This window comes from Salirhabdus sp. Marseille-P4669, assembly GCF_900240405.1.
Lineage (GTDB): Bacteria > Bacillota > Bacilli > Bacillales > Alkalibacillaceae > OEQK01.
Genome location: NZ_OEQK01000001.1, coordinates 464,211 through 490,619, shown reverse-complemented (window position 1 = coordinate 490,619; position 26,409 = coordinate 464,211). Strand labels below are relative to the sequence as shown.

Sequence of the window (26,409 nt, the reverse complement as noted above, 5' to 3'; positions counted from 1 at the left end):
GTACTACACCTCCTTAACCCATTGTGGACTCTCGTATAATAAGCTCATGGTCTAAAATGATACTCTCCACTTGCTCCCCTTTGATGCTACTCATCAACATGTTTGCTGCGATGACTCCCATTTTATGCATGGGCTGCTCAATGGTTGTAAGGGTTGGATTTGTCATATTGGAAAAGCTAATATTATCAAATCCGACAATCGCCATGTCATGCGGCACCTGAAGACCCTTTACATTCATTCCCTTTAACGCACCGATTGCAAGCGTATCCGACACCGCAAAAACGGCTGTTGGTTTCTCCTCCAGCTGCAGCAGTCTTCTTATTGCCTGCACCCCGTCTTGAAAATCCAACTGCTTACTGTGGTAAATCCACTCCGAGTGAATTGGAAGATGGAATTCCTTCAACGCCCTTTCATAGCCCTCCCGACGATGTCTTGCATATAAGAACTTTTCATCGGAATTAATAAGCGCAATCTTTTCATGACCTAGTTTGATCAAATGCTTTACCGCTTGGTAGGCTGCCTGTTCACTGTCAATCGTGACATAGGGAATGCACCCACCCTCTTCGTACTCACTGCATAGAATGACAGGGTGATTTTCGGCAAGCTCATTCAATTTCTGCATATTGACGGTTGGGTCCATACTGATGATTCCGTCAGCTAGTTTGTTTTTGACCATGTTGAAGTAGATGTTTTCCCGCTCTGGATTGGAGTCTGTTTCACATAGAAGAATGTTGTAGTTGTTTGCAATTGCGGTATTCTGGATGCCATTGATGATTTCGGTATAAAAAGGATTTGAAATACTAGGGAGTAATACGAGCAATAGTCGGCTTTCGGAATTCCGTAAATTCCGACCAAGCATGCTAGGTTCATAGTTTAAGTCTTTGATCGCCGTCTCTACCCTTCTTTTCGTAGCAGGACTTACAGAGGTTGCATTATTCAAAACCCTAGAAACCGTTGCAACGGAGACCCCTGCTTTTTGAGCAACCTGTTGAATATTTGCCATGATGATTCCTTCCTTCAACTAGAAAATCTAAAATGTAATCGATTACAAAATAAATTGTAAAATTTTTAGAATTATTTGTCAATATCAAAATTTACACCTTGATTTCAGAATATTTTGTGTATAATAGTATGTAATGGATTACATAAATAGAAGGAGGTATGTTTATGAAATTAGGGGTTTTTACTGTGTTATTTTCCGATCGAAGCCTAGAAGAGATGCTTGATCACGTCGTATCCAAAGGGATTGAAGCTGTGGAAATAGGTACTGGCGGTTTTCCAGGCAATGCCCATTGTAATGTAGAGGAATTGCTGGATAATGAGCAAAAGCAAAAGGAATTTATGGAGAAAATCTCGAGCAGAGGTTTAATTGTAAGCGCTTTAAGCTGTCATGGAAATCCACTCCATCCACAGAAACACATCGCAGAAGAAGCAGATGCGGTTTTTACGAAAACGGTGAAATTAGCAAGCACGCTTGGTATACCTGTAGTAAATACATTTTCCGGATGTCCAGGAGACCATGAAAATGCAAAATATCCAAACTGGCCAGTATCCCCTTGGCCAAATGATTATCAAGAAATTTTAACATGGCAGTGGGAAGAAAAAATCATTCCTTATTGGAAGGAAAAAGCTTTGTTTGCCGAGGCGCATAACGTAAAAATCGGCCTTGAGCTGCATGGAGGCTTTTCCGTACATACACCCGCTACACTGCTTAGACTTCGAGAAGCATGTGGACCAGCAATCGGCGCAAATCTTGACCCAAGCCACATGTGGTGGCAGGGCATCGATCCAGTGGAATCGATTAAAATTTTAGGACGGGAAAATGCCATCCATCACTTCCACGCAAAGGATACCATTATCGATCAACCAAATATGAATCGGAACGGCTTAACCGATATGACCCCATACTCCGACATGCAAAACCGCTCCTGGTACTTCCGCACAGTTGGATTCGGCCACGAGCAAAAGGTTTGGGCAGACATGATCAGCACACTCAGGCTGTATGGCTATGACTACGTTGTAAGCATCGAGCATGAGGATGGGCTCATGTCCATTGACGAAGGATTTAGCAAAGCAGTCGAGACCCTAAAGCCAGTTATCGTAAAAGAATCAGTTGGCAGTATGTGGTGGACTTGATTGGGGTGCCTGTCACTTCCCGAAATTTGTCGAATTTTAGGACATGAGGATAGTCACTTGTCGGTTGAAGAAGGGGTTCGTAAAGCAGTTGAGACTCTTAAGCCTGTTATGATGAAGGAGTTGGTTGGGAGTATGTGGTGCACGTGAATTAAGAGAAAAGGTAGAGTTCTTTTTGAAAGAGCTCTACCTTTTGATCTGTTTATAGTTGAAACCTTTTCTCGATTTCGGAAAGCTGGGCTGCACTTTCGGTTACCTCGTTTGTGAGTGCAGTCAATTTTTCCATGGAGTCTGTGAGCAAGTATGCTTCCTCTGCATTTTCCCCGCTGAGCTCTTGAATTTCTAAATTATTATTCGTAAGCTCCTCGCTTTTGTTCTTAATGTCCATATTGCTTTCTTGAACCCATGATAAAGCATCCTTAATTTCTTCGATTGCATTGCCAATCGCATTAAAGGAGTTTCTTGTTTCTGCCACAATTTCCCCTTGTTTTTCGGCAATGTCATTCGACTGCTCAATATGGGTGATCGTTTCTTCGACCTGATCATTAATCTTATGGATAATATCTTCAATATCCTTCGTAGCTGTTGAGGATTGCTCCGCAAGCTTACGAACCTCGGATGCAACCACACCAAAGCCTTTTCCAAACTCCCCTGCCCTGGCAGACTCGATGGATGCATTCAGAGCTAATAGATTCGTTTGATCTGCAATATCCTTAATGGTCACGACAAAAGAACTAATAAATTGAACCTGTTCCTTTAATTTCGTAATATCTTCTACAATCTGATTGGTCACTTGGATATTTTCAAGCGAGCTTTCTTTTAGTTTCGAAACCGTATCCTCACCAGACTCTTTCGTTTTCTTCGTCTCTTCTATCTTAATCTCTAAGCTTCCAGTTCGCTCATTGATTTTTAAAATCAAATCATTTAGCTCGTCCATTAAAATGGTATTTTGCATTGCCTTTTCCGCTTGCTTTACAGAGCTTTCGGTAATATGGCTTACCGTCTGATTGGTTTCAGTAGTTTTGGCAATCGATTCATCCGCCAACGAGGCGAACTTCTTGGAAAAATCAGCTAGTAGCTCGTGTAATGCTGGATCCTTTTGGGCATTTTCCGCTTGAATTTCTTCTTCAGGCATTTCCACTATTATGTCACTCGTTTTCTTTCTACTTAAAAGTTTTAACATTGTATGTACTCCTTTTTTTAGTAGATTAAGCTGCTAACTTTTCCAAATAAGCAAGTGCCTCTTCATAGGTTGGGAAAGGAACTTCTAGAGAGTTAACGGAAGACTTTTGGCCTACCTCTTTTAGTTGAACTTCAATTAACTTCTTATCCATTACGACAGCGGATACGTGCAATTTGTCTTTAATCCACTTCTGTTGCTCCACAATCGCTTCCTTCGTATCTGGACTAAAAACCTTTAAATCCTTCACATCTACCATTAAGTAAAACTTTTGACTACCAAATGTACGATACACGTCATCCAATTGCTTGCTAGCATCGTTAACCTCTTCCACCTTAACAACGCCTTCCCACTTTAACATCGCAATTTTCTTCGCCTTATCCAGTACTTTCACACTATACATCTTCTCTTCCCCCTAAATCATTGTAACTATATTTTACATAAAAATTACCATAATAGGAAGAGATGTGTCTTAATTTGTGGAATAGTGTGATAATTTGGAGGGGGGTGGGGGTGCCTGTCACTTCCCGAAATTTGTCGAATTTTAAGAGAGTGCCAGGCACTCTCCTAAATTCTATCAAAAGATATTAAGCACCATCTCATCATTGAGCATCCCTGTAGGTGACTATTAATACATGCTCTAATCCTGTAACAGCTATAATTTCAATTTTTTTCTGCTTTTGCACCTCATCTAACCATTCCTCATATTTTTTATAAGTAGTGGCAGAATAAGATCCATCTGAAAACATAATTGTTTTATACATTTTTATCTCCTTTGTTTGCATCATAGTAGTAATTCTTTTAATGCTTCATTAAAATTATACCTTTAATCCAAAACTTGTGTGTTGTTTTGGGAGTGCCTGTCACTTCCCGAAATTTGTCGAAATTCAGGATATCTTAGGCAGCTCACCTAAATTCCTAGGGTGAATACGAATGGCCTCTTGTTCCAAGATATCTTTTTCAGTGGAATATAATTCATAACGAAAATCACCATTAGGAACCTTACCTAATCCTACTTTTTTATCCTGATTTTCGTAAACTTCTAGATTTACACTTTAATTCAGTTAGGAATAGGATTCATTCAAAGACATAATAAAGCCGAAAATGGATAACGCTCATCCGTTTTCGGCTTGAAAATTACAATCAGATTCCCACTAAACACAATTCGACAAAACCCGACAAAACTCGGGGAGTGACAGGCACCCAAAAACCCAATCCCACCACTCACTCTCCGTACTTCTCCTCCAACTCATCATACTTGGCATTATATTCTTCAATAACCTGATCAATCTGTTCTTCTAATTCCACCACTTCCATATAGATGTCTTGGGATTGGTTGAATTCTTCATCACTCATTGGTGGGATGTTTAATTTCATTACTTCTGCTTGCTTGGAAAAGGATTCGAGCATTAAGTCAAACTGTTTTAAGGATATTTCATTTAAATCTTTTAGCTCTCTATTTTCCAAGCTTCCTTGTAAGTCTTCGGCTATTTTTTTGGATTCTTCTACATAAGGTAGTATCTCATCTCTTAAATAGTTGTAGGCTTGTTCTGGTTGTTCCACAATTGTTGTAAAATGCCCACTCATTTCGATCAGTTTCAGGGATCGGTCATATAAAGGAGCAATGCCCTCTTCATAGTCTGAAAATTCATCCGCAACACTTACACTACTATTTTTGGAATCGCCGCATGCACTTAAGAATAGCAATGAGGCGAGCATAATACTTAAAATAGAATATACTTTTTTCATCTTTTTCACTCCAGTTATTGTATCCATAAGGGAACATCAGAAACGTAACGCTTCCTCTTAATACAACGTAATCGTACCGTCATCCTTTAATCTAAATAGCTTAACGCCTGTTACATTTACTCCATCTGCACTGATTGTTACTAAAACTTCCTTCTCTCCATCTGCAGGAACAGGGGCATTTTTAATTTTTTCCCAGCCCGGTATATGTCCCTGCACAAATTGATTTACGGTACTCTTCGTTAATTCTCCAGAAGTGGTTCCTGTTCCATATATATTCGGCATGGAATCTAAATAGTCATTCGCAGCAGTTGATCCAGGAATTTTACCAACTACATTGCCGATTTGATGGTCGACAACACTTTCTACTCCTTTCTTCACAAAATTGCCAATCACTTCATTTATTTTGCCGTGCTCCACATTTTGTTGGGAGTAGTACACATCTGGGTTATCTGGAAAAATAACTAATTCCCCTTCGATGACGCTATAATTAATCGGAATATCACTTACAGATGTCGTATGAATATTCACATCCTCCACAAATTCAAGCTCATTTAAGTCAAGCCCTTTCCCTTGTGTGAATTCCGTATTTGGTTTTAACGCAAACTCTGTCACAACGTTCTGCGCTTCCTTCGATGCTGTTTTACTATTGTTTTCATCCGGTTTCGGTTCAAGCCAATTCCATAAATCGTGAATGTTTACCTTTTCTTTTTCCTTCTGAACATGGGTATTTAACTCCCCAGTGTACCAATCATCAATCGATAAGACCCCATCTGGAGTTAACGTAAACGCGACCCTACGATTATACTCATCCCCATTGTCATCAACATAAACGAAGACCTGCTTGGTACCTGCTTTTGGTACTGGTGCGGAGATGATTTCTCCCCAAAATGGAATCTTTTTCTGGATAGCCTCAGACAATTGTTCTTTGCCAATGTCTCCTACCTTCGTGCCGCCTGAACCAGGTATTTCCGGAAGCTGATCGATTTTACCATTAATCGTAGATACTCCTGGGATTCGATTTGCTCCTTTTGCTAGAAGGTAATCTCCCATTGATGTTGCCGTTGTTTTCCCGGCAATACCCATCAATTCAAATAACGCCTTATATTCTGTATTTTGAGTATAATACCATAGATCTGGATTATCTCTAAAGATTACAAGGTTCCCATCGACTACCGCATAATGTAACGGTAGTCCTCGCAAATTAAAGGTTTCAATCGGTACTCCTAAATATTCCTCTATAGCGGCAAGATCCATCTCTTCCCCGCGTGCAACCTGGTGATCTCCATCTACAAACTCCACGGCATTCTCATGAGGCTTAACACCCGCCAGTCTCTCCACTTCCTCATAACGACGCTCGTAGCCACGGAGCATTTTGTATACAAACTCTTCATCATCTAAATTATTTTTAATAAAAAAGCTTCCGAGCATCGCCCAATACATCGTGAAGAAATTGGTGAAGACTTTATTAAATTCCATTAATTTTTGTTTCGCAACTTCCGCTTGCAGCTGCAAATAATCCGGGTATTCACTCAATTTAAGGTTATAATTCTGAATCGTAAACGTGCCATCCTTAAAAATACCCGTTAAATCCTGAAGATAGCCGTTCATCAAATGAATAGAATTATCCAAAGTGGCGAGTTCACTCGTCTGGGCGTTGTCATAGGAATGGAGGTCTTGGATCGTTTGCATTGTATGATTGTCGGCACGTTGGACACGTCCTTGAAACTCCCCATCATGTAATCTAGGAAGGGCTACGATATCGCTCACAGAATCCATATAGCCATTACCCTCATCTACTAAACCTGCAGTTATATTTTTTATTTTGTTCAAGCCATTCGCAAGCTCCCCTTCTAGAAAGCTTTGCATAATGTAGCCTGATGAGTCCGAATCTAGTTCCATTGTTGCCTGTTTGAGCTTAAATAAAACCTGTTCATAGTTTTCCAGAGTCATATGACGATAGGATAAGTAAGGAATATGCCATTCCTGATAAAACCGACGAATCGATTCTCCCCCATCCCCTTTAAAAGAATTCTCTAGACTTACGAAGTTTTCAATGGTGTGTTGGAGGTCTGTTAATTGTGTTTTTTGGGAAGTAATTTTTTGAAGAAGTTCGTTGATGCTATTAAGTAAAGACTGTATATCAATTGTTTTCATACAAGCCTAACCACCTTTAACGTGCTTTAATGGATGACGACAGCTGTTCATCTGTCTCCTGAACGTTTTGCAGCGATGTCTTAACAGTATCATTGTTCATTCTTAAAATACGTCTGTATTCTTCACCTTGTTGTTCTAGTATTTCATTTAGTTGATTTATTTTTTCGACGAGATTCAGTACATTTCCATTTGCGATGTTTTTTACAAATGTGAAGTCTATTGCCCCCGATGCATGCTCCATATCCGCAACTCTTTGCTCTACATCCGAATATTGAATCTTAATATCATCAGCCAATAGAACCATCTCCTTCTCTTTCAGCCGCTGCTAGCCTAGCAAGTCTTGCTCTTTCCGCGGCAATACTACTATATAAGGATTCAATCTCACTTTGAATTTGCCCAATCTTACTGCTCAGTGTACTTTGGGATTGGGATAATTGAACATTCGAAATGTCATCATACTCCATCGCCATTTCTTCGCGGATATTCAAAAATTTATTCGCAAGACTCCCCTTCCATGTCTGGTTTGTCAATTCCGGATCATGGACGAGGGGTTTATTTTGAGCAAACTCACCTTGCAAGCTTCCAAGCTGACCTGCACAAGTATTCAAACGCCTCAGCTGTTCCTGTTTCTCCTCCAATTTTGCTAGTAAACTGGCTAAATAGGACATCTTTAATCCCCTTTTTCACTATTCCGAATTTATACATACCTATTATTTATGATAACAAGTGGAAAAGATTACTAAAATAGTAGGAAAGGCGCGTTTTCAAAGGGTTTAGGGACCATTGCACTAGTTTGTGTGCGTTATGGAAATGGGTATTTCAGCTATTTAGATTAATGGGGGGGATTTTTCTTGGGGAAAGCTAGTTTATTCAGTAAAAAGTGGTGAAATTCACTAGCTAATCGAGTTAATTAGGTGGTAATTTTTCTGGATTCTGGAACATAGTTGGTTAATTCAACAATATGTCTGAGTAATTCAATAGTAAAATGAAATAATCATCCAACATCACAAAATAATTCAACAACGAGCACCCTAACATCAGCCTCCCCCCCACTAAACAAACCTCTCTTCAAAGTCGATAATAGAATAGAACTAAAACTTTCTTACTATAAATCATCGTAGAGGGGTCAAATCATGAAAAAATTGTTATTTTCTTTCATTGTGCTAACTGTTTTTCTTTTTGGTTGCAGTGACAAGCCGAGTAATAATGGGGCGAGAAGTGTTGTTAAAGAGCTTTACAAAGCGGGGTATGAGGGAGATGCGAGTACACTTGAAAGGCTATTAAAGCATTTTGAGGGGTATGCTGGCTATGAGGAAGAATTACCGGAGGATTTATATGATACCGTGGATGAGGTTGGCGGAATCCGTCATTTGGAAATTGATTTGGTTAAGAAAAGTGAAATAATTCCAGAGGTGATCGATGGTTTAGACAATGCGTTTGATCGGAACTGGCGCATGGTTTCGGTGACCATGGACGAGGATTACTTGATGATTTGGATTTTACAGGAAATTGATGGGGAATTCTATGTCGTGGACGGTGAGGATTATAATGCGGATGAAATTTTCATTCGGGCACAAGAGGAGTCTGAAGCTGGTGAAGTCGCACATGATGAGTTGGAAGCAGAGGTTGCAGCCGAAGATGAAGGTGTGGAGCAACCTTCTAGTGACGATGCATGGTTTGGTCATTGGGTTTACCTTGATGATTACATAAAGGGGAATCTCATCATTGAGCCTATCGAGGGCAATCAGTTTAACATTGTGCTTGGAGGTTCTAAAATAAATCCTTTCAACAATAGCTCCTATGCAAATGTAGTGGAAGCAACTGGGGTTTTGGATGAATACAATAATATATTTTTCACAAGTACGTTTGATGACATGTGTACTGGTACGCTCGTGATGGAGGGCGATATCATTTCTGTAAATAGTACCGAAGCCTGTCATTCTCCAAAGGTATATTTCAGCGGAGAATTTTTGAAAGAGGATTCGATTCAACCTGGTCCGTTATTTTCAATGGAAAATGGCGCTTTTGAAATTTATGGAGTAGGATTTGGTGATCGTCCTGCGAATGTGAAGCGACTTTTAGGAAATGCAGTGCACGAGGGTCCAGATGAAGATGGCTTTTATGAGTGGGTGCTCGATTATGAGGATATGCTATTTTCTATTTTTGATAATCAAGTGGACACGATTGTCGTTGATAGCGTCGATGTAATGGAACTAAAATCGGCAATAGCTGCACTAAATCCTGGTGACATCTACATTTCAGAGGATCAAAAAACGGTTTATTTATATAATACGACCACTGAGCAGCTACTTAGTTATAGCCTTCATCCAGAGGATTCTTCCAAAGCAAGTGTTTTGTTAACGTATGCGGATGGGAATTTTCAATATAGTGTGGAGAATGGTTGGGTTGTGAAGGTAGAGCGGTTACCGTAGTGATTCACAATATATGGTAGTTGAAATTTCGTATCTATTTTGCCAAAACGGTGTTATACTATTCTAGCGATGAGCTAATTGCGTAAGTCGAACTTGACGCGCCTTTATAAGGTAAGGCACAATGTGGAGTGCTGTCAATCGCCGCAATAGAGTAAAGACGCCCTTTGAGGGCGTCTTTTTTGTTTGTTTCATTCAGTTGGATGCTTCATTTAACCATTCGGATAAGCCTGGTATTGTTTGAATTTCAGACTCAGCAAGTATCCTCACTTGATTGTATTTCATTTCGACAATTTGCTTTGAACCTCTATTTAGCGTTACCTGGTACATGTTTGGAAAAGGCGTTTCTTTTGTGTACAATACAATACTTCCTTCGTTTTTTTGAAAATAAGACTCTATTACTTCTTGATAACTTTGATTATCTTCGACTTGATTGCTTTGCTTTACGTTATTGGTATTTTCCTTTTCCTTTATGGATTTCAAGATATCATTTAATACATTAATCATTGTTCCTAAAGCTAAAAAGAGGGCACCTGCAAGTATGCCAGCTGCTACTACTTGGATAGTCAAAGAAACGTTCGCATCGTGCATTGTTTGAATCATAAGGATTTCATCAGCATCGTACATATAGCTTCTATCTTCTATATCTTTGTATGTTTCTGCTATATCACCATCGTAAACGCTGAAGCCTCCAATTACTCCAATTATGATTAGGATAAAACCTATTATTCTTAGAAATTGACCCATTTTTTCTTCCTCCTGTAAATTATCTCGGTGTCGTAATGTTAAAAAATACTAGTTATATACTTTTTGCTAGATCCTCTATCTGAAGCGTCTCCAGATTCACCTTCACCGCTATCGCTAGTCCCCTCATCTGATGAATCCTCATCTTCATCCGTATTGCCACCATTCGCATCATCCGTGTTGGTATCACCTGTATCGATACCAACTTCATCTGTTTACATTCAAAAAAAGCAAACAAAAAAGCGCAATTACTCTTTCGTCTGCTTCTATAAATACCTATTATTTCAATATATCTTCTACCATAACAACCTCAAACGTAACCATGTTCACAACAACTTCTTTTTCCTCTAAAGTAACCGGATCTCTCTGTTCGGCTAAAATATAATCACCATAAATAAACGATCCAAAGTCTACTAATAACTTTTTATCTTCTTCCATCAACGTCTTTCCATCAACTGTGACAAGCTTCGCATACTCTTTACCTTCTACCCAATATCGATCTTGACTAATTGGAGTTAATGGCTCGTCAAATTGTGATGTCTCAATTACACCAAATTCATTGGGAACATCCAGTTTCTGAAACTTTCCATTTGCAGAAAGTGCATAAAAGTCACTTGCCTCAGCACCGTCATATTCATACTCTAGAATATAGACATAGTCCTTTTTCATCGATTCCGGAATGCTTTGTCCTAAAACGTATTCCGTTGCGGATACGGAATTTTTATCAAGCTCGAAGATTCTTACATAAACACTACGTAAATTTTCCTTCTCTTCTACCATTTTAGTCGTCGTAACGTCTCCATTTTCATCAAAAAGATTTACTTGATGATCATTGGCCAATACAATCTGATTCTTGTAGATCACATAATCCGAAATTTCCCCAACTAAATTTAGTCCTTTCACCAATTCTCCATCAAAAGAATAAATTTGCAGGTCGGCTTCATCACTTTCCTCAATAACGATGCGGTTATCCTTTAAAACATGAAAATTTGTATAGTCGTCCGTTAAAAAGTCGAACGAATGGAATTTTCCTGTTTCCACATCAACTACACCATTATCCGCACGCACAAAACGATCTCCATTATAAGAATCTAGATCAACCGAAATACCTTCCTCGGAATCCCCTTCAGGATATTTCGTAATCTCATGTAATACATTGCCCGCAGTATCAATGGTAACGACACGCTCGTAGTATAGCTTGTCCCCCTCGTTCACCGTCTCCTCCGCTAATGCAATTCCATTGTAAAAAGGAGTAACATCTGTAAATCTAGGCTCAATCGCCCAATTTCCTTCTTGGTCTAAATATCCCCATAATCCTTCTTCATCCACTGAAATTGGGGCAATCACTTTGGCCATTAATCGGTTTTCAGTAAAGAATAGAGAATCTCCCATTATTTCTTCATCTGAATAAGGTTCTGTATAGGGCTCCAGTTCCATATACTCGGATGGCTCCACAATCCATTCCAATTCCATATTTAACAAACCATAATAATGATCATCGTATGGACCTTCTAAATCGACATGGATAAATCCATCAGCTGAAACATCGATATCATTAATGGTATAGCCCTGTGCTTCTAAGCTTGAACTATCATTTAAAATGCTATCAGGGTAAAGCTCCAATTCAACTTCCTGAATGGTACCATCAATATCCACAAGCTTTGTTATGGACTTCTGTGCTTTAGTTGTTTCTTCTGGCTCTTCCTCTAATTGGTGCTCCACTTGCTCCACAATTTCCTCTTTGACCTTTTCATCATTAGAACATGCAGCTAAAATCATCGAAATAAAAAGAATCATTCCAAAAGCTAGTTTGCTAGAATATGTATGCATTTTCTGCCTCTCCTTTGTGGTTCTTAGATGCTTTACAGTCTAATGTTACCATAAAGAAAAGGTGCTAATATAGTACTATTTTAATATAAAAGTGGTAATTTATGGTTGGTTTTGGTGAGAGTCATTACCTTTACGATAATAAGGGTCAATAATACAACAGCATATCTCTTGTTTTCAACAACACACGGGCTTAATTCAACAGTTTATCTTGATTTCTCGACAAAAAGCCACCGCAATTCAACAGTTTATATATATTTTTCAGCAACATCATGATTATTTTCCACGCCAAACCGCCATTTTTCAGCACCAACTTAATTCATTTCCACATCACACATCCATTTATCAACAACATCTCGACTCAATTCCCCACCGCTCATTCACTTTTCTACAACATCTCAATACAATACAACACACGCACCCATTTTTCATCAACATCTCGTTTCAATTCCACAACTCCAAACCATAATTCAACAAAATCTTAACGTTTTCCCACGCCATGCACGCAACGCCTACGCAAAGTCATACCTATATCCCTTCAATCGCCCTACGCACAAAATCCATAATCTTCATAAACGCGGCGACTGCACGCTCGGAGTCTTCCTCTTTAATGGCTTGAAGCATTTCTTCATGGTACGGGTAGCTTTTATCGAAAATGTCCTCTATCCCAAACGGTTCGTTCCAAAATTCATGAAACGTATCCCACACAGAATCAATAATGCTTTTCAAGAGATCATTGTGGGCAACGTCATAAATGGTCTGGTGAAATAAGGAATCAGCGACATTGGCTTTTTCCCGTTCGTTCCGTTCAATACATTGCACATAGTCCTTTAAATGCCTTTCCATTTTTTCTATGTCAGCAGTTGTTGCTTTTTTGGCAGCAAGCTCTACCGCTTTTCCTTCTAATGCTGTGCGGACCTCTAAAGCTTCTAATAGAAATTGCCTTTCATTTTCAATATCGAAAGACGTTTGAATGTGAAATGGTTTACTATTCTTCACATAAGTACCTTTCCCATTCAAGATTTCCAGAAAGCCTTGTGACTCCAGTAATTGCAGTGCTTCTCTAAGGGATGAACGACCAATCCCTAACCTTTCAATCAAGGTAGAAATAGAAGGTAGACGATCCCCTTCTTTCAGATTTTCCTTCTTTATATATTCTTTAATTTCGTCAGCGACTATTTCAGATAGTCGCCTCTTTTTTAATATTTTCATGTGTTGGCTTCACCTCTATACGTCTTGCCTCCAGTTTATTATACCATTTGACCGTCCTTCAAATAAAATAATTAATCAGAATATTTTAACCTTTCATACAGGTTGAAAGTATGATAGTATAGGTACAACGTAATCATCAAAGAAAGAAGGTTGACAAAATCATGCTACATACGGACGAAAAGATATGCACCCACTTTGGTGAGGACCCTTCCAAAACGTTTGGATCTGTTACCCCACCAATCTATCAAACGAGTCTGTTTGCTTTTCAAAGTTTCAAGGAATTTACCGAGGCACAAGCGTTGGAGAGGGAAAACTACGTTTATTCCAGAGGTGTGAACCCAACAGTGGAGGTGCTGGAAAAGAAGCTAGCCGCTTTGGAAAGAGGTGAGAAGTGTAAATGCTTCGGCTCTGGGATGGGCGCGATAAGTGCTGTCTTTTTCTCCCTGCTGAAAAGTGGCGACCATGTATTATTTATCAACAATATTTACGGCCCAACCACCCAGCTTGCAGAGCATTTGCAAAAATTCAACATTAGCTACAGTAGCATTGGCCATGATTTGACAAGCCTAGATGCTGCCATTCAAGACAACACGAAACTGATTTATGTGGAAAGCCCTGGAACCATGTTAATGAATGTCCTTGATCTTCAAGCAGTGGCGAGGAAAGCAAAAGAAAAAGGGATCATAACCGCAATTGACAACACCTGGTCCACGCCTCTTTTTCAGAAGCCTTTAACCCTAGGTTTTGATCTATCGATTCACTCCCTAACGAAATACATAGGTGGCCATAGTGATGTGGTAGGTGGAGCTGTAATTGGGAGTTATGATTTAGTCGATAAAATCTTCACCTATGGGTATCAGCTAAATGGTTCTGTTTTAAGTCCGAACGATGCCTTTTTAATTATTCGAGGATTACGAACATTACCGATCCGGTTAAAGCAGCACCAGGAAAATGCATTAAAGGTTGTGGAATACTTACAAACAAAAGAAGAAATTGCACGTATTTACCACCCTAGTCTTGAAAAAAATAAACCCTTTTTACAAAAACAAATGAAAGGGTTTACAGGATTACTTAGCTTTGAATTGAAACAAGCCGACTTTGCCACTGTTTGCAGATTTATTGATGGCTTGTCACTCTTCAAAATTGGCGTTAGCTGGGGAGGGTATGAAAGTCTCGTGAACGCCCCGGTAAAAGCTAATAATGAAGAAGCTTTACAAGAACAAGGGCTCTCACCAGGCTTAATTCGTTTATCCATTGGGCTAGAAGGCTCCGAAATTCAGATTCAAGATTTAGAAAGTGCGTTTCAACAATTATAAGAAAAATGTAGAGGAGAGAGGAAATTATGAATGAGACTACAACGAAGCGTCCTTCACTAGGAATGGCATTACTACCTATTGCCATTTCATTAGTCATCTTTATCGGAGGAATTGGGATTTTAAAGTATCCCGCAGAATTAATGCTCCTATTCGCAGGAGTGGTGTTCGCCATTTTTGCAGTGTTACATGGCCACAAGTTCGACCATATTATCGTCGTGATGGGAGACAAAATTAAAAAGGCTCTACCAGCAATCTTAATCTTATTTAGTATTGGACTTTTAATTGGTACATGGATGATTTCTGGCACGATTCCATTGTTTGTGTTTTATGGTTTGAATATCATTGACCCGAATTACTTATATGTCTTGGCCTTTCTTGTTACAGCGATTGTTTCGACATGTGTAGGGACATCGTGGGGATCTGCTGGTACGATTGGGGTTGCCATTATGAGTATTGCCGCAACAATGGACTTATCCCTAGCCATTACGGCTGGTGCTGTAGTTTCGGGTGCATACTTTGGAGATAAATTATCTCCCCTGTCTGATACAACGAATATGAGCTCGCTTGCTGCAGGCTCTAATTTATATGAGCACATCAAGCATATGTTATATACCGCTATCCCATCTTCCATTATCGCAATCATCGTCTTTACGATTGTAGGCTTTGGGATTGAAACCGATTCTACGCAGCTAGCGAATATTCAGGAAATGATTAGCGGACTTGATCAATTGTTTAACTTAAATATCTTCTTACTTATTCCAGCAATTGTCGTTATTGCCGGTTCCTTAATGAAAAAGTCTCCACTTATTGTTCTATTCACCTCTGCGATTACAGCTTTAGTTATAGCATGGATTACACAAGGTGCAGAAGTAACGAACCTTTTTGCATCGGCTGTTTCTGGTTTCCATGTGGATATGCTTGGTGGCGATTCAAGTGTTATTAGTGAAGAAATGCAATCGTTACTCAATCGCGGCGGACTTTACTCCATGTATAACGCAACCTTCTTTGTCTTTGTTGCCTTCTTCTTCGCATCCGCACTGGAAGTATCTCAAGCACTAAATGTTATTTTAGAACGTTTAATCGTACACTTAAAAACAATCGGTAGCATCACGTTCTCTGCCCTTGTAACCGGATTTGCGGTGATTAATTGTACATCGAATGCGCTTGTATCCTTTTTCCTTGTTCAAGATATTTACGGAAAAGCATATAAGGAAAAGAAGCTACACCCAGTCAACCTCTCTAGAAATATGGAGGATTCCATAACAATTACCGAGGTATTAATGCCTTGGACCGTTTCTGGGGTGTTTATGGCAACCACTTTAGGCGTTGGAAACTTTGAATTCTTACCGTGGGCGATCTTTAACCTAGGTGGATTTATCTTCTCTGCTTTGTATGGATTCCTTGCACCTTATACGGGTGGGTTTGGTATTCGGAAGTTGGAGGATGAAGAGTTGGAACAGGTGGATGTGAAAGAGTCGAGAAGTCTTCAGCAGTAGCATAGATTATAAAGTGATACCTTAGGATATAAGCTAGAATTCCAATTTGGAGTTCTAGCTTTTTTCTTTCTCTATCTGATGTCCTTACTCCTCTATTTCTCATTTTCTCTTGGTCTATACTTATAGACATAGCTTTAACTTCTCCTAATTAAACGTAACTTTTATTCCCGATTTATGGTTCTAGTGGGCGCATTTTAAGACTAAAATAGCTAATGATAAGTCCATTGTTGAGACACTACTCAATTATGACAACACCAGAACTAATAAAAACTAATTATAAACGCTTATCTAGATGGTTAGACTGTGTACTAACATTCATACAGCATCATTATATAGTGCTGAAGCATAATAGAATTTTTTATAAATTGTCCTTTTGAAAGGAAGGAAAATTATGGACAAATATAGAAATACATACTATCATGGTGATATAAAACGAAGGGGCAAGGTGATACCTATGCAACCGTTAGTAACAGATCTGCCAAAGCCACAGGTGAAGTCACAGGTTAGTAGCGAGAATCAGAAAAAAAAGTCAAAGCTGGAAATCGCTCTTGAAATCTCAGATAAAGTAGGTTTTCACGGTACTGCGTTTGGTCGCAACATGCGTGAACACTATAAACAAGGACGTTAGAAGAATGATGTAATCATAGACGCCGAATAATAATGAAAAGGTACTTTCGGTTAATAGGAAGTACCTTTTCCAAAGCTTCTTTCTTGCCTAACACGAAAAACAAGCAAACAAACCACAGGTATCGTGCCTTATTGCGTCTCCCTCCACTGCAATAATTCCGAATGAACCCACTCTATATCTCTACACACAATGCGCCGACTATCCGCTTCAACTAAAGCATCGTTTGTAAAACGAGAGGTAGTAATAAATTCCGCAGCAATACATCCTTTATTCTTCTTAGCTGAATCTAGCTCTCGAATTAAATTAACATTTATTTGGTTTTTTATCTGATACTTTTTAATTTGAACCGCTATTTTCAAATTATCTTTTGGGTTATAGATAATTAAATCTACACCGCCATCCGCACCTTCAGAGGTCTTTTCTGGTTTGAAGCCTTTTGCTTTATAATATAGAAAACACAACTCTTCAAACTCTCTCCAGGAAAGATCCTCTAATGGTAACGTTAAAATCTCTTTTTTAGTTCGTAAAAGGTTAGACTGCGTTTTTGTCTTTCTTACACTTTGACTCTCATTCTTACCAGCAGGTGCATTTTTTGCCGGCAAACCCGTGTACATATTTTTATGTTTATTCTCTTTTTTCCTCATGTCGGGAACAAATGATGATCCAATTTCCCCTATTATTACGGCAAAAAAGATGAGACCAATTATGTAATAAAGATTCGTAAAATGGAATTGAAACATAATCCATAGTCCTATGAAAATTATCGGCCCCGTTACTGCTATATAAACCGTTTGTTTCCGTTGTTTTCTAGTTGGTTTTGACAAATGAATCTCCCCTAATATAATAAAAGTTTATAAAAATTAAAAATAGCACTCTACTAAATGTCATGCGAGGTGATATATACCATCATTTAATTGCTCAATCGAAAAACATTCCTTGTTCTCAATTATTAAATTCATTCTTTGATTTATAAGAATTCTTTTATGAAACGTAAGAGGCTATTCTATTAGTTATAGAATAGCCTAAGCAGTAAATAAACGATCTTTATTTGGTACCAAGCCAGGTAGGTGCAAATATAGATGATAAATGCCTATTAGCCCTTGTTCTTCCATGCGCATGGATATTTCATAAGCATAAAAATTTAATACATCAGTCATTACTGAGCTTAGACATTAATTAGGCAAAATCAATACCTCTACTCTTCTATTCTTGGCACGATTCTTATTACTATTATTCGGTGCAACTGGATTATGCTCCCCAAAACCTTTTGCACTAAAAAACTTTGGATCGAGTTCATTGTTTTCCAGTAATAAACTCATAAAATTCAAAGCTCTATGTGCACTTAGTTCCCAGTTTGAATCATATTGGCTATTCTCAATAGGAATATTATCCGTGTGCCCACTAACAACTATTTGATGTGGGGGATTCGTATTTAGAAATTTAGACATTTCCCTTGCTATTTTTTGACCTTCCCCTTTTACCTCAGCACTTCCTAAATCAAAATATACATCATTAAATATCGATATCAGCAGTCCTTCATCACTTAAAGAGGTTTGGAGAACGTGGGACAGATTGTTTTCCGTAATATAGGCATTGATTTTATTTTGCATCGATTCCAATCTCTCTGTTTCTTGATTCCCTATGCCAGTATCATTCTCTTCCTCTACTTCATCTGTGTTTGGTAGTTTTTCAGATTCATTTGAATCAGTAGGGGGACCTTCATTCTCCAAAATCCCACTACCACCAGTAAATTCTTCCTGAAAGACAATGGAAAGCTCTCGATATTTCTCGGAGTCTATTTCACTCATAGCAAAAAGGACGATAAATAACGCTAGTAGTAGTGTTAGCATATCAGAGTATGGTAATAACCAGGATTCATCTACACCATGTTCTTCATTCTTCTTTTTCTTCTTCCTATTCATGTCCTACCTCCAATCTATCCATTTAGTATTCAACTGAACGATCATCTTGATTTTCAATTTCACTAGCAGATAAATATGAACTTAACTTTTCTCTTACAATAATTGGGGATTCACCGTTTGTCACCGATATAATTCCCTCAATCATAATGTATTTTTCCTGCGATTCTTCCTTTGATTTCTCTTTTAATTTGTTAGCAAAAGGATGCCATAACACATATCCAGAAAAGATACCGAAAAGGGTAGCGATAAAGGCTGCGGAAATGGCATGCCCCAACGCCTCGATATCATTCATATTACCTAAAGCAGCAATTAGTCCAACAACTGCACCCAATACGCCTAATGTTGGGGCATAAGTACCTGCCTGGCTAAAGATTTGCGCACCTTTCTGATGTCGACCTTCCATTGCTTCTACCTTTTCCACCAATAATTCTCTAATAAACTCAGGTGTTTTTCCATCTATCGCTAATAGAATTCCAGATCTTAAAAATTCATCATCTAGCTCTTCTACCTCCTTTTGAAGCGCTAATAAACCCTCCTTACGGCATTTGTCTGCCCAGTTCTCAAAAAGACTAATCGTTTGTTTCATATCTCTTTTTTGCTCATCCATAAATATCTTTTTTAAAAGCTTCGGAACTTTTTTTAACGTACTCATTGGAAAAGCGATTAATACAGATGCTGCTGTACCTAGAAATATAATAAGTAATGCGGCGGGATTTACTAATGCGCTAAGATGCACACCCTTCATGACCATCCCTACTCCAATTGCTATAAATCCTAAAATAATACCAAAAATTGATCCTTTATCCACAAAATACACTCCAATTTCAAATTAGTTTATTTAAGGTTTCACGAGTTCCTTTTCTCGTTTTGGAGAATGTCTGTCTCTTAATGTAGACATTCATTAGAACTGAACTTCCATTACCCCCATATAAAAAAAGCCTATGCCAAAAACGCATAGATACTGTTTTCTGGCAACCCGGCTACCATAGTCAATAACTTTAGGTCCGTGGCTTTGCGTCCTCACCTTTCAATGAGTTTGCCTCTTCTTATTCTGCTATAAACCATTTCTTTTTTAGGGCCATTATTACGGCATTTGTACGGTCTTGCACGTGTAATTTATCTAAAATAGAACTCACGTGATTTTTGACTGTTTTCTCAGAGATGAACAATTGATTCGCAATTTCTTCATTTCTAAATCCTTTTGTAAGTAGTTCTAACACATCCCACTCTCGTTTAGATAATAAATGAATCGGTTTATTTGTTACCCCGATTTTAAAGCTTGCATAGTCATTCAATAATATCGGAGATAACTCATGGTGTATATAAATTCCCCCTCTTAGTATTTTTTGAATAGCTGAAATCAGCTCTTCTTTTTGCATTCCATTATAGAAATATCCATCTAAGTACAATTTAAAGTAATGTACTAAATTATCACTTGTTAGATTGGTAGTCCAAATAATAACCTTCTTGTTAGCGTTCTTATATCGATGAATCAATTGCGTAAAATCGATACCAAAATCAACATCTAGAATGATTAGATCTGCAATTTGATCCTGTTGATCCAATTCTTCTAACGCTAATGGGTCCATTAGATTATATTGATTATCTGGATAAATTTCTTTTAAAGTCATTATTAGAGCGTCTCTTAAAAGAGATGGCTCTTTAACAATTGTTACCTCCATAGATTATCTCCTCTATTTTTTGTTAACTTATGTAATATTTTAAAGGCAGGACTTATAATTAGATGTTTCAATAAAACAACAAAGGGGTATTTTAAAAAGTTATAATAATACAACAGTAAAATACATAATAAAACATATCCTTACATTTTCCAATACTTTAGAACTATTTTTCTACACTAACTACAAAAAAAGAACTATTTTAAATATTTCAAATTATCCTTTTAAACACCGAGACTATCTCTACCCCGGAATGAAAATCACCCTAAATCTAGCATTAAAATAGCACTAAGACTTTCTTACTATAGGTCGTCTTAGTAGGATAAAATAACGGAAACTGTTACCTTAATAATATCTTTAAAAATATCAAAAAAGCATCTTGATTAATAGCTTCATGACAAGCACAAAAACCACACTTCAAAATGAAATGTGGTTTTATATCAATTCTCTTCCTTAACAACCTTACCTGGAGGGTTAAATACCCCTTCCCATTTCGCAATTACAATCGCTGCGAGTGAATTACCTACTACGTTCACTGCAGTTCTTCCCATATCTAAAATACGATCGATACCCGCAATAAACGCCAGTCCTTCTGCAGGTAAACCAATTGTGCTAAATGTCGCTAATAGTACCACGAAGGATACACCAGGTACTCCGGCCATCCCTTTCGAGGTTACCATCAAGATCAACATTAGAGTTACTTGTTCCACAATGCTTAGGTCAATCCCAAACATTTGAGCAATAAATAAAGATGCAATTGCTTGATACAAAACAGAGCCATCTAGGTTAAAGGAATACCCTGTTGGAATAACGAATGTGGTAATGTGCTTCGGACTTCCGGCTTTCTCCATCTTGTCCATAATTCTTGGTAGGACGGTTTCCGAACTAGCTGTAGAGAACGCCAATATGAGCTCGTCCTTAATCAGCTTCAGTACGTTAAAAATATTGACCCCAATAAACTTCGCCATTAGACCTAAGACGACAACGACAAAGAAAATCATCGCTCCATAAACAGTAAGGACTAATTTCCCTAGTGGAATTAAGGATTCAACGCCATATTTTGAGATGGTTACACCAATTAACGCGAATACCCCAATAGGAGCATACTTCATAAATAGGTTCGTAACATAGAACATAGCACTCGCAATTCCCTCGAAGAAACGGAGCGGTGTTTTCCCTTTTTCACCAATTGCTGCAATCCCAAGACCAAGTACAACTGCAAAGAAGATGATAGCAAGCATGTCCCCTTCTACCATTGCTTGAATTGGATTCGTAGGTACAATGTGAAGAAATGTATCTGCAATCGATTTGCCCTCTTGCTCTTCAGAGGTTTCCACATAGCTTGAAATATCACTTTGCTCCAGCTTGTCCATATTTAATCCATTACCAGGCTGAAATACATTACCCGCAATCAATCCAACCACAATCGCAACCATTGTCATCCCAATAAAATAAGTTAAAGATTTACCGCCTAACTTACCAACGGATTTCAAATCACCAACGCCAGCGATCGCTACGATAATACTAGAAAATACAATTGGGACGACAATCATTTTAATCAAACGGATAAAGAGATCCCCAAATGGCTGTAAAACATTTTGTGCCGTCTCACTTCCATAGAAGACTCCCCCGACAATAATTCCTAATATTAGGCCAATAAAGATCTGACTAGCTAAAGATAACTTAAACCTTTTCAATAGTAACCCCACCCTTTTCATGATGATTTCGATAAAATATGTTTCAAGAATGGGAAACAAGAAGATATGAGTAAAAACGATTATTTTCAAAAACAAAAAAACGGCTAGTGCCGCTATCTCACTTCATACTATCATTCTGTGTTTCATCTAGAACGTTGACGAGGTTAGCTTTCAGGTTAGGACTATGGGAAACAAGAAGCCCTTTCTTTTTCAAGAACTCACCTATAGTGGAAGTATCCACACAATCATTGGGTCCCCCGCTCTTATATTAAGATTAAGCAATAAAGAACTAAGATTATTTTATCATTAAAATGGCGTGTTCGTAAATCATTTGTTCTTTCTAGCGGACGGATTTCTCGTTCCTAAACTTATTAACTTTATTTTTGATTTCCATTGCTTTTTCCATTTAATTCACGAGATATGAGCAATGTTTCCCTAGTAAGGTCCCCATTTTCTCTATGACAAATCTACAATTCTATAGTTCTCATACGTAATTCCACAGCAAATCAACTTTATTCCACAAAATCGCATAACAATTCAGCAATATCAATCAATAATTCAACAGTTAATCAATAATTCAACAGTTAATGAACATAATTCAAAAAACACCACCCCACGATCGCCCTACAATCAAAAAAATTAAATCAATCAGACACCAAATCCACTCCCCAATCGATTATAGAATTGAATACAAAATCTTAAATCGAAAAGGAGTGTTTTGATGAACTACATTAAGGAATTAAATGCATTTCGGGCGTGGAAGTCTGTGCATGACATTTCTACAGGTGCGATTGCACTATGGTATGAACTGATCGGCATCAACAACATGGTCGGATGGAAAAGGCAATTCAATGCACCGAATAGTACCGTCGAGCAAGGAACTGGTTTATCCAAAAAGGGGATCATGAACGCCCGAAGAGAACTGATAGAGTTTGAATTAATTAAATACTTCCCAGGAAAAAGAGGTACTGCACCTATTTATGAGATGATTTCGATAGTCGAGAAATTTAATAATGAGTATTGCACCACAACAGTCACCCAAAATGAACCACTTGAAAAGGAACAGGAATTCAATCCTACACAATCCGAACACCAATCTAGCACCCAAGCCCCACCACATTCCAGCACGAATCCAGGACCTATACATAAAGAAAAACAAACAGAGAAAGAAAAAGAAAAACATCCTCATCATGATGCGGAAAATGCCGTTACGGTTTATGAGGAGAACTTCGGGATGTTGAGTCCCATTGCGAGGGGAAGCTTATTAGAATGGTGTGAAAGAATGGGAGATAAGATGGTGATTGCAGCGATGAAGATCTCAGTGAAGCATAATGCCCATTCGTTTTCCTACATCGAAAAAATATTACAGGACTGGCATCGGGCTAGAATTGAAACGATTGAGCAGCTGGCCGCCTATCAAAAACAACGGGAGCTGCAAAAGACTAAAAATAAGCAGGATGAAAAAGAGTCGCTATTTAAAGAGTTGGCGGAGGAGGGCTGGTAATGAATAAGGACGAAGCCTTAGAAATTTTACGGAGCCTCTCTGACCTTTTCCCGGCATACAGTCTAACTAAGGCAAAGGCGAAAAACCTGTTGCCCGTTTTTGAAAAGATGGATTATGAACGTGTAAAGCAAAACCTATATGCGTATGCGCTCGAACATACCTATCCCCCAACCATTGCCGACATCGCAGCCTTCCCACCCGAAAAGGACGATTACATGGACAAAATAAAAAAATGGCAAAAAGAAGCAGCTAAGGTTACCCCTGAACAAAAAGAAGCGTTTCTAGAACAATTTCAAAGACTCGTAAAGGAGAAGTCCCAATCATGAGTGTTTCGAATTTCGAAGCAGAGGTAGCAGTACTTGGGGTAGTCCTTGTAGATGGCACCCTTTTTAAAGAACTGGAGCTTAAAGAGGAGCACTTCGCCCATGTGAACCATCAACGAATCTTTCATGGGATGAAGCAAGTGGACAAAAAGGGAGATTTCATTGACATGGTATCCTTGACCACGTATTTAGGTAAAGAGATATACAACGTTGGGGGTCCTAGCTATTTATACAAAATGGCAGACTCGATCGCAACGACCGCGACGATCAAACAGCATGAACGTTTCATCATAGAATCCTATCGAAACCGAAAAGCACAGGAAGCCGCAATGAGGTATTGTGAAAATCCTACAAGTGATGGGCTTGATACCCTAATCAAAAGCCTTAAAGCGTACCGAGATTCAGGTAGCCTGAATGAAGAGCAGACCACATACGACCGTTTGATCCATTTAACAGAAGAGATGCTAACCAGTAATGGCTGGACTGGTTATATGTCCTCCTATCAAGAATTAGACTTTATGACTGGAGGCTTTCAACCAGGGGACTTAATCGTAATTGCCGCTCGTCCTTCAGTTGGAAAGACTGCCTTTGCCCTGAACCTAGCAGCCAATCATTGCAAAAACGCGGAAGCCACTACGATTTTCAGCCTCGAAATGGGTACAAAACAGCTGCTTCAGCGCATGATTTCAAAAGAGACCCATATAGAAGGACAAAAGTGGAGAAATCATATGTTTTCCCCACAAGACTATGAAACGATCATCCATGCTGTAGGTGAAATTTCCACATGGGACTTACGTATTTTTGATAACAAACGAACCATTAGTGACATACGCCACGCCATTAGAAGACAGATTCATGACCATCCAACTCAAAAGCACCTTATCATCATAGACTACTTACAGCTGATTTCGACCACTAACCACTTCGAACGACAGGACCTAGCGATTGGAGAGATTACTCGGGAGCTTAAGCTTCTTGCAATTGATTTACATATCCCCATCATTTTACTTTCTCAATTATCAAGAAGCGTTGAAGCCCGCCAAAACAAGCGGCCACTCATGTCGGACCTCCGTGGTTCTGGGAATATTGAACAAGATGGCGATTTGATTATGTTCTTGTATCGGGACGATTATTACGATAAAGAGACGAAGCAAGAGGATGTTGTGGAGGTGATTGTAACGAAGCATCGGAATGGACCTACAGGGACGGTGAGGTTGAAGTTTGTGAAGGAGGTTGGGGAGTTTGTGTGAAGGTAGAGGTGGACAAAGACCCTCACCTCAAAAATAGTACAAACTTCCTTAAATCCATCCCAAAATTCCATTTTCACACTCATTCCACACGCATTTTTGCCATTTCCCACCTCGAAACACCAATTTTACCAATCCCTACAAAAAGTTCCCCCATATGACCAAAAACCGTAAGTCTATTATTCTAACTCTACCGCGGAATAAAACGTTAGGCGCCTTTCAGAAAGAGGCTGTTTTGGTAGAGTTCAAGGCTAGTGAATTTAATCATGTATTAAAGGAGCACGAAAGGTTAATTTATCATTTGATTCATCGGTTAGGGATACGTGATTCCGAGGGAGAGTTTTATCAGGAGGGTGTGATTGCTCTATGGGAGGCGATCCAAACATATGATGAAGCTCGTGGCAAGTTCTCCAGCTACGCATATCTCATGGTTAAGAAAGCATTGATTGAAGTCATTCGCAAACAAAATCGACAATCCAAAATTGAGGAAGCATACAAGCATGCTGTTACTTCGAGTCCTGCTAATTTCACGACTTCTATTGATATTAGTGTTGATCCTATTCTTTTGAATCAGATTAAGGAAGTCCTTTCCGAAAATCAGTGGAAATGGTTTTCCATGTTTGTTCTACAAGATAGGACGGTTAAAGAGATTGCTAGTAAAGAAATGGTTACAGAGAATGCGGTGAAAAATTGGGGGAAGCTTGCGAAAAAGAAAATCCAAAAAGTGATTGATCAATATAATAAATAGGTAACGAAAGGATAGAGTTCTCATTCGGAGCTCTATCTTTCTTTTTGTCACGAAATAAAAATATATTAAAAATTCCATATAATCCCAAAATGTAACAAGTAAGACGTGTACTACCTTTTTGATCCACAAGATAATTGGGCAAAAGGGGGAGAATGTCGTTGTGCTATGAAGATCTATCAGCTGAATTATTTGGAAGATATTTAAGACAAAGACGCGATGCTCTTGGATTAACACGAGAAGAGGTTGCGAAACGAACTGGATTAAGTGATAAAAATTTAGGAAAGATTGAACGCGGCGAACAGTACCCTGTCGCAAACACATTATATAAGTTAGAGCCTGTTCTTAAAATCAAAATTAGTAACATTTTTGAGCAAATTAGAAAAGAAACAGCTACAAAAGACTAAGCTTCTATTCCTCTATT

26 protein-coding genes and 2 riboswitches are annotated in these 26,409 nt (G+C 38.6%); of the genes, 10 read left to right on the top strand and 16 right to left on the bottom strand.

Annotation, left to right across the window (positions count from 1 at the left end; genetic code table 11):
• Nucleotides 1–13 precede the first annotated feature (13 nt).
• Nucleotides 14–1,003 (bottom strand): LacI family DNA-binding transcriptional regulator, encoded by a 990-nt coding sequence (locus C1A05_RS02185; RefSeq protein WP_102026530.1) that lies wholly within the window; start codon nt 1,001–1,003, stop codon nt 14–16.
• Nucleotides 1,004–1,167: 164 nt separating this feature from the next.
• Here C1A05_RS02185 and C1A05_RS02180 point away from each other — a divergent pair, with 164 nt between their 5' ends.
• A complete protein-coding gene (locus C1A05_RS02180; RefSeq protein WP_102026529.1) occupies nt 1,168–2,136 on the top strand; it encodes a sugar phosphate isomerase/epimerase family protein in 969 nt (322 codons plus the stop codon).
• 199 nt (nt 2,137–2,335) lie between these two features.
• On the opposite strand, the gene C1A05_RS02170 is transcribed toward C1A05_RS02180, so the two are convergent.
• The 7 genes from C1A05_RS02170 to C1A05_RS02145 form a co-directional block, all read right to left on the bottom strand.
• Complete coding sequence (locus tag C1A05_RS02170; RefSeq protein ID WP_102026527.1) at nt 2,336–3,316, bottom strand: methyl-accepting chemotaxis protein; 981 nt, start codon at nt 3,314–3,316, stop codon at nt 2,336–2,338.
• A 25-nt stretch (nt 3,317–3,341) separates the two neighbouring features.
• Nucleotides 3,342–3,716 carry a hypothetical protein gene (locus tag C1A05_RS02165; RefSeq protein WP_102026526.1) on the bottom strand — a complete coding sequence of 125 codons (375 nt, stop codon included), beginning with the start codon at nt 3,714–3,716 and terminating at the stop codon, nt 3,342–3,344.
• Nucleotides 3,717–3,915: 199 nt separating this feature from the next.
• A complete protein-coding gene (locus C1A05_RS17950) occupies nt 3,916–4,077 on the bottom strand; it encodes a hypothetical protein (RefSeq protein WP_159461972.1) in 162 nt (53 codons plus the stop codon).
• A 460-nt stretch (nt 4,078–4,537) separates the two neighbouring features.
• Complete coding sequence (locus C1A05_RS02160; protein WP_102026525.1) at nt 4,538–5,062, bottom strand: hypothetical protein; 525 nt, start codon at nt 5,060–5,062, stop codon at nt 4,538–4,540.
• 57 nt (nt 5,063–5,119) lie between these two features.
• On the bottom strand, nt 5,120–7,216 hold the full coding sequence (locus C1A05_RS02155; protein ID WP_102026524.1) for an LXG domain-containing protein: 2,097 nt from the start codon (nt 7,214–7,216) through the stop codon (nt 5,120–5,122).
• Between the two features lie 16 nt (nt 7,217–7,232).
• Nucleotides 7,233–7,511: a DUF5344 family protein gene (locus C1A05_RS02150; RefSeq protein ID WP_102026523.1), complete on the bottom strand. Its 279-nt coding sequence runs from the start codon at nt 7,509–7,511 to the stop codon at nt 7,233–7,235.
• The gene (locus C1A05_RS02145; protein WP_102026522.1) at nt 7,504–7,884 is read right to left on the bottom strand and encodes a YwqH-like family protein; all 381 of its coding nucleotides are present in this window, start codon (nt 7,882–7,884) and stop codon (nt 7,504–7,506) included. Before C1A05_RS02145 ends, C1A05_RS02150 begins: the two co-directional genes overlap by 8 nt.
• Nucleotides 7,885–8,349: 465 nt before the next feature.
• On the opposite strand from C1A05_RS02145, the gene C1A05_RS02140 reads away from it, so the two are divergent.
• A complete protein-coding gene (locus tag C1A05_RS02140) occupies nt 8,350–9,648 on the top strand; it encodes a hypothetical protein (RefSeq protein ID WP_102026521.1) in 1,299 nt (432 codons plus the stop codon).
• Between the two features lie 192 nt (nt 9,649–9,840).
• On the opposite strand, the gene C1A05_RS02135 is transcribed toward C1A05_RS02140, so the two are convergent.
• The 3 genes from C1A05_RS02135 to C1A05_RS02125 all read right to left on the bottom strand — a co-directional run bounded on the left by C1A05_RS02135 (nt 9,841) and on the right by C1A05_RS02125 (nt 13,428).
• On the bottom strand, nt 9,841–10,392 hold the full coding sequence (locus tag C1A05_RS02135; RefSeq protein WP_102026520.1) for a hypothetical protein: 552 nt from the start codon (nt 10,390–10,392) through the stop codon (nt 9,841–9,843).
• Nucleotides 10,393–10,668: 276 nt separating this feature from the next.
• The gene (locus C1A05_RS02130; RefSeq protein WP_102026519.1) at nt 10,669–12,219 is read right to left on the bottom strand and encodes a WG repeat-containing protein; all 1,551 of its coding nucleotides are present in this window, start codon (nt 12,217–12,219) and stop codon (nt 10,669–10,671) included.
• Nucleotides 12,220–12,744: 525 nt separating this feature from the next.
• A complete protein-coding gene (locus tag C1A05_RS02125; protein ID WP_102026518.1) occupies nt 12,745–13,428 on the bottom strand; it encodes a FadR/GntR family transcriptional regulator in 684 nt (227 codons plus the stop codon).
• Nucleotides 13,429–13,589: 161 nt separating this feature from the next.
• On the opposite strand from C1A05_RS02125, the gene C1A05_RS02120 reads away from it, so the two are divergent.
• The 3 genes from C1A05_RS02120 to C1A05_RS02110 all read left to right on the top strand — a co-directional run bounded on the left by C1A05_RS02120 (nt 13,590) and on the right by C1A05_RS02110 (nt 16,868).
• A complete protein-coding gene (locus C1A05_RS02120; RefSeq protein ID WP_102026517.1) occupies nt 13,590–14,744 on the top strand; it encodes a trans-sulfuration enzyme family protein in 1,155 nt (384 codons plus the stop codon).
• A gap of 26 nt (nt 14,745–14,770) precedes the next feature.
• Complete coding sequence (gene nhaC / locus C1A05_RS02115; RefSeq protein WP_102026516.1) at nt 14,771–16,240, top strand: Na+/H+ antiporter NhaC; 1,470 nt, start codon at nt 14,771–14,773, stop codon at nt 16,238–16,240.
• Nucleotides 16,241–16,631: 391 nt separating this feature from the next.
• Complete coding sequence (locus tag C1A05_RS02110; protein ID WP_102026515.1) at nt 16,632–16,868, top strand: hypothetical protein; 237 nt, start codon at nt 16,632–16,634, stop codon at nt 16,866–16,868.
• 128 nt (nt 16,869–16,996) lie between these two features.
• Here the strand turns inward: C1A05_RS02110 and C1A05_RS02105 are convergent, their stop codons facing one another.
• The 5 genes from C1A05_RS02105 to C1A05_RS02085 form a co-directional block, all read right to left on the bottom strand.
• A complete protein-coding gene (locus C1A05_RS02105) occupies nt 16,997–17,692 on the bottom strand; it encodes a restriction endonuclease (RefSeq protein ID WP_234998253.1) in 696 nt (231 codons plus the stop codon).
• Between the two features lie 348 nt (nt 17,693–18,040).
• Nucleotides 18,041–18,790, bottom strand: a complete 750-nt coding sequence (motB, locus tag C1A05_RS02100; protein WP_102026513.1) for a flagellar motor protein MotB — start codon at nt 18,788–18,790, stop codon at nt 18,041–18,043.
• A 22-nt stretch (nt 18,791–18,812) separates the two neighbouring features.
• The gene (gene motA, locus C1A05_RS02095; protein WP_102026512.1) at nt 18,813–19,598 is read right to left on the bottom strand and encodes a flagellar motor stator protein MotA; all 786 of its coding nucleotides are present in this window, start codon (nt 19,596–19,598) and stop codon (nt 18,813–18,815) included.
• Nucleotides 19,599–19,757: 159 nt separating this feature from the next.
• A riboswitch (cyclic di-GMP riboswitch) is annotated at nt 19,758–19,841 on the bottom strand.
• The gene (locus C1A05_RS18480; RefSeq protein ID WP_102026511.1) at nt 19,837–20,472 is read right to left on the bottom strand and encodes a response regulator transcription factor; all 636 of its coding nucleotides are present in this window, start codon (nt 20,470–20,472) and stop codon (nt 19,837–19,839) included. Its footprint overlaps the riboswitch before it by 5 nt.
• 437 nt (nt 20,473–20,909) lie before the next feature.
• Nucleotides 20,910–22,166 carry a cation:dicarboxylate symporter family transporter gene (locus C1A05_RS02085; protein ID WP_102026510.1) on the bottom strand — a complete coding sequence of 419 codons (1,257 nt, stop codon included), beginning with the start codon at nt 22,164–22,166 and terminating at the stop codon, nt 20,910–20,912.
• A gap of 138 nt (nt 22,167–22,304) precedes the next feature.
• A riboswitch (cyclic di-AMP (ydaO/yuaA leader) is annotated at nt 22,305–22,457 on the bottom strand.
• A 430-nt stretch (nt 22,458–22,887) separates the two neighbouring features.
• Between C1A05_RS02085 and C1A05_RS02080 the strand changes: the two genes are divergently transcribed.
• The 5 genes from C1A05_RS02080 (at nt 22,888) to C1A05_RS02060 (ending at nt 26,392) form a co-directional block, all read left to right on the top strand.
• Nucleotides 22,888–23,670, top strand: coding sequence for a DnaD domain-containing protein (locus C1A05_RS02080; RefSeq protein WP_102026509.1), 783 nt, complete (start codon nt 22,888–22,890; stop codon nt 23,668–23,670).
• A complete protein-coding gene (locus C1A05_RS02075) occupies nt 23,670–23,996 on the top strand; it encodes a hypothetical protein (protein ID WP_102026508.1) in 327 nt (108 codons plus the stop codon). The genes C1A05_RS02080 and C1A05_RS02075 overlap by 1 nt, the downstream gene beginning before the upstream one ends.
• Nucleotides 23,993–25,243 (top strand): replicative DNA helicase, encoded by a 1,251-nt coding sequence (locus tag C1A05_RS02070; RefSeq protein WP_102026507.1) that lies wholly within the window; start codon nt 23,993–23,995, stop codon nt 25,241–25,243. The genes C1A05_RS02075 and C1A05_RS02070 overlap by 4 nt, the downstream gene beginning before the upstream one ends.
• A gap of 154 nt (nt 25,244–25,397) precedes the next feature.
• A complete protein-coding gene (locus tag C1A05_RS02065; RefSeq protein ID WP_102026506.1) occupies nt 25,398–25,988 on the top strand; it encodes a sigma-70 family RNA polymerase sigma factor in 591 nt (196 codons plus the stop codon).
• A gap of 158 nt (nt 25,989–26,146) precedes the next feature.
• Nucleotides 26,147–26,392, top strand: a complete 246-nt coding sequence (locus C1A05_RS02060) for a helix-turn-helix domain-containing protein (RefSeq protein WP_159461971.1) — start codon at nt 26,147–26,149, stop codon at nt 26,390–26,392.
• Nucleotides 26,393–26,409: the final 17 nt, after the last annotated feature.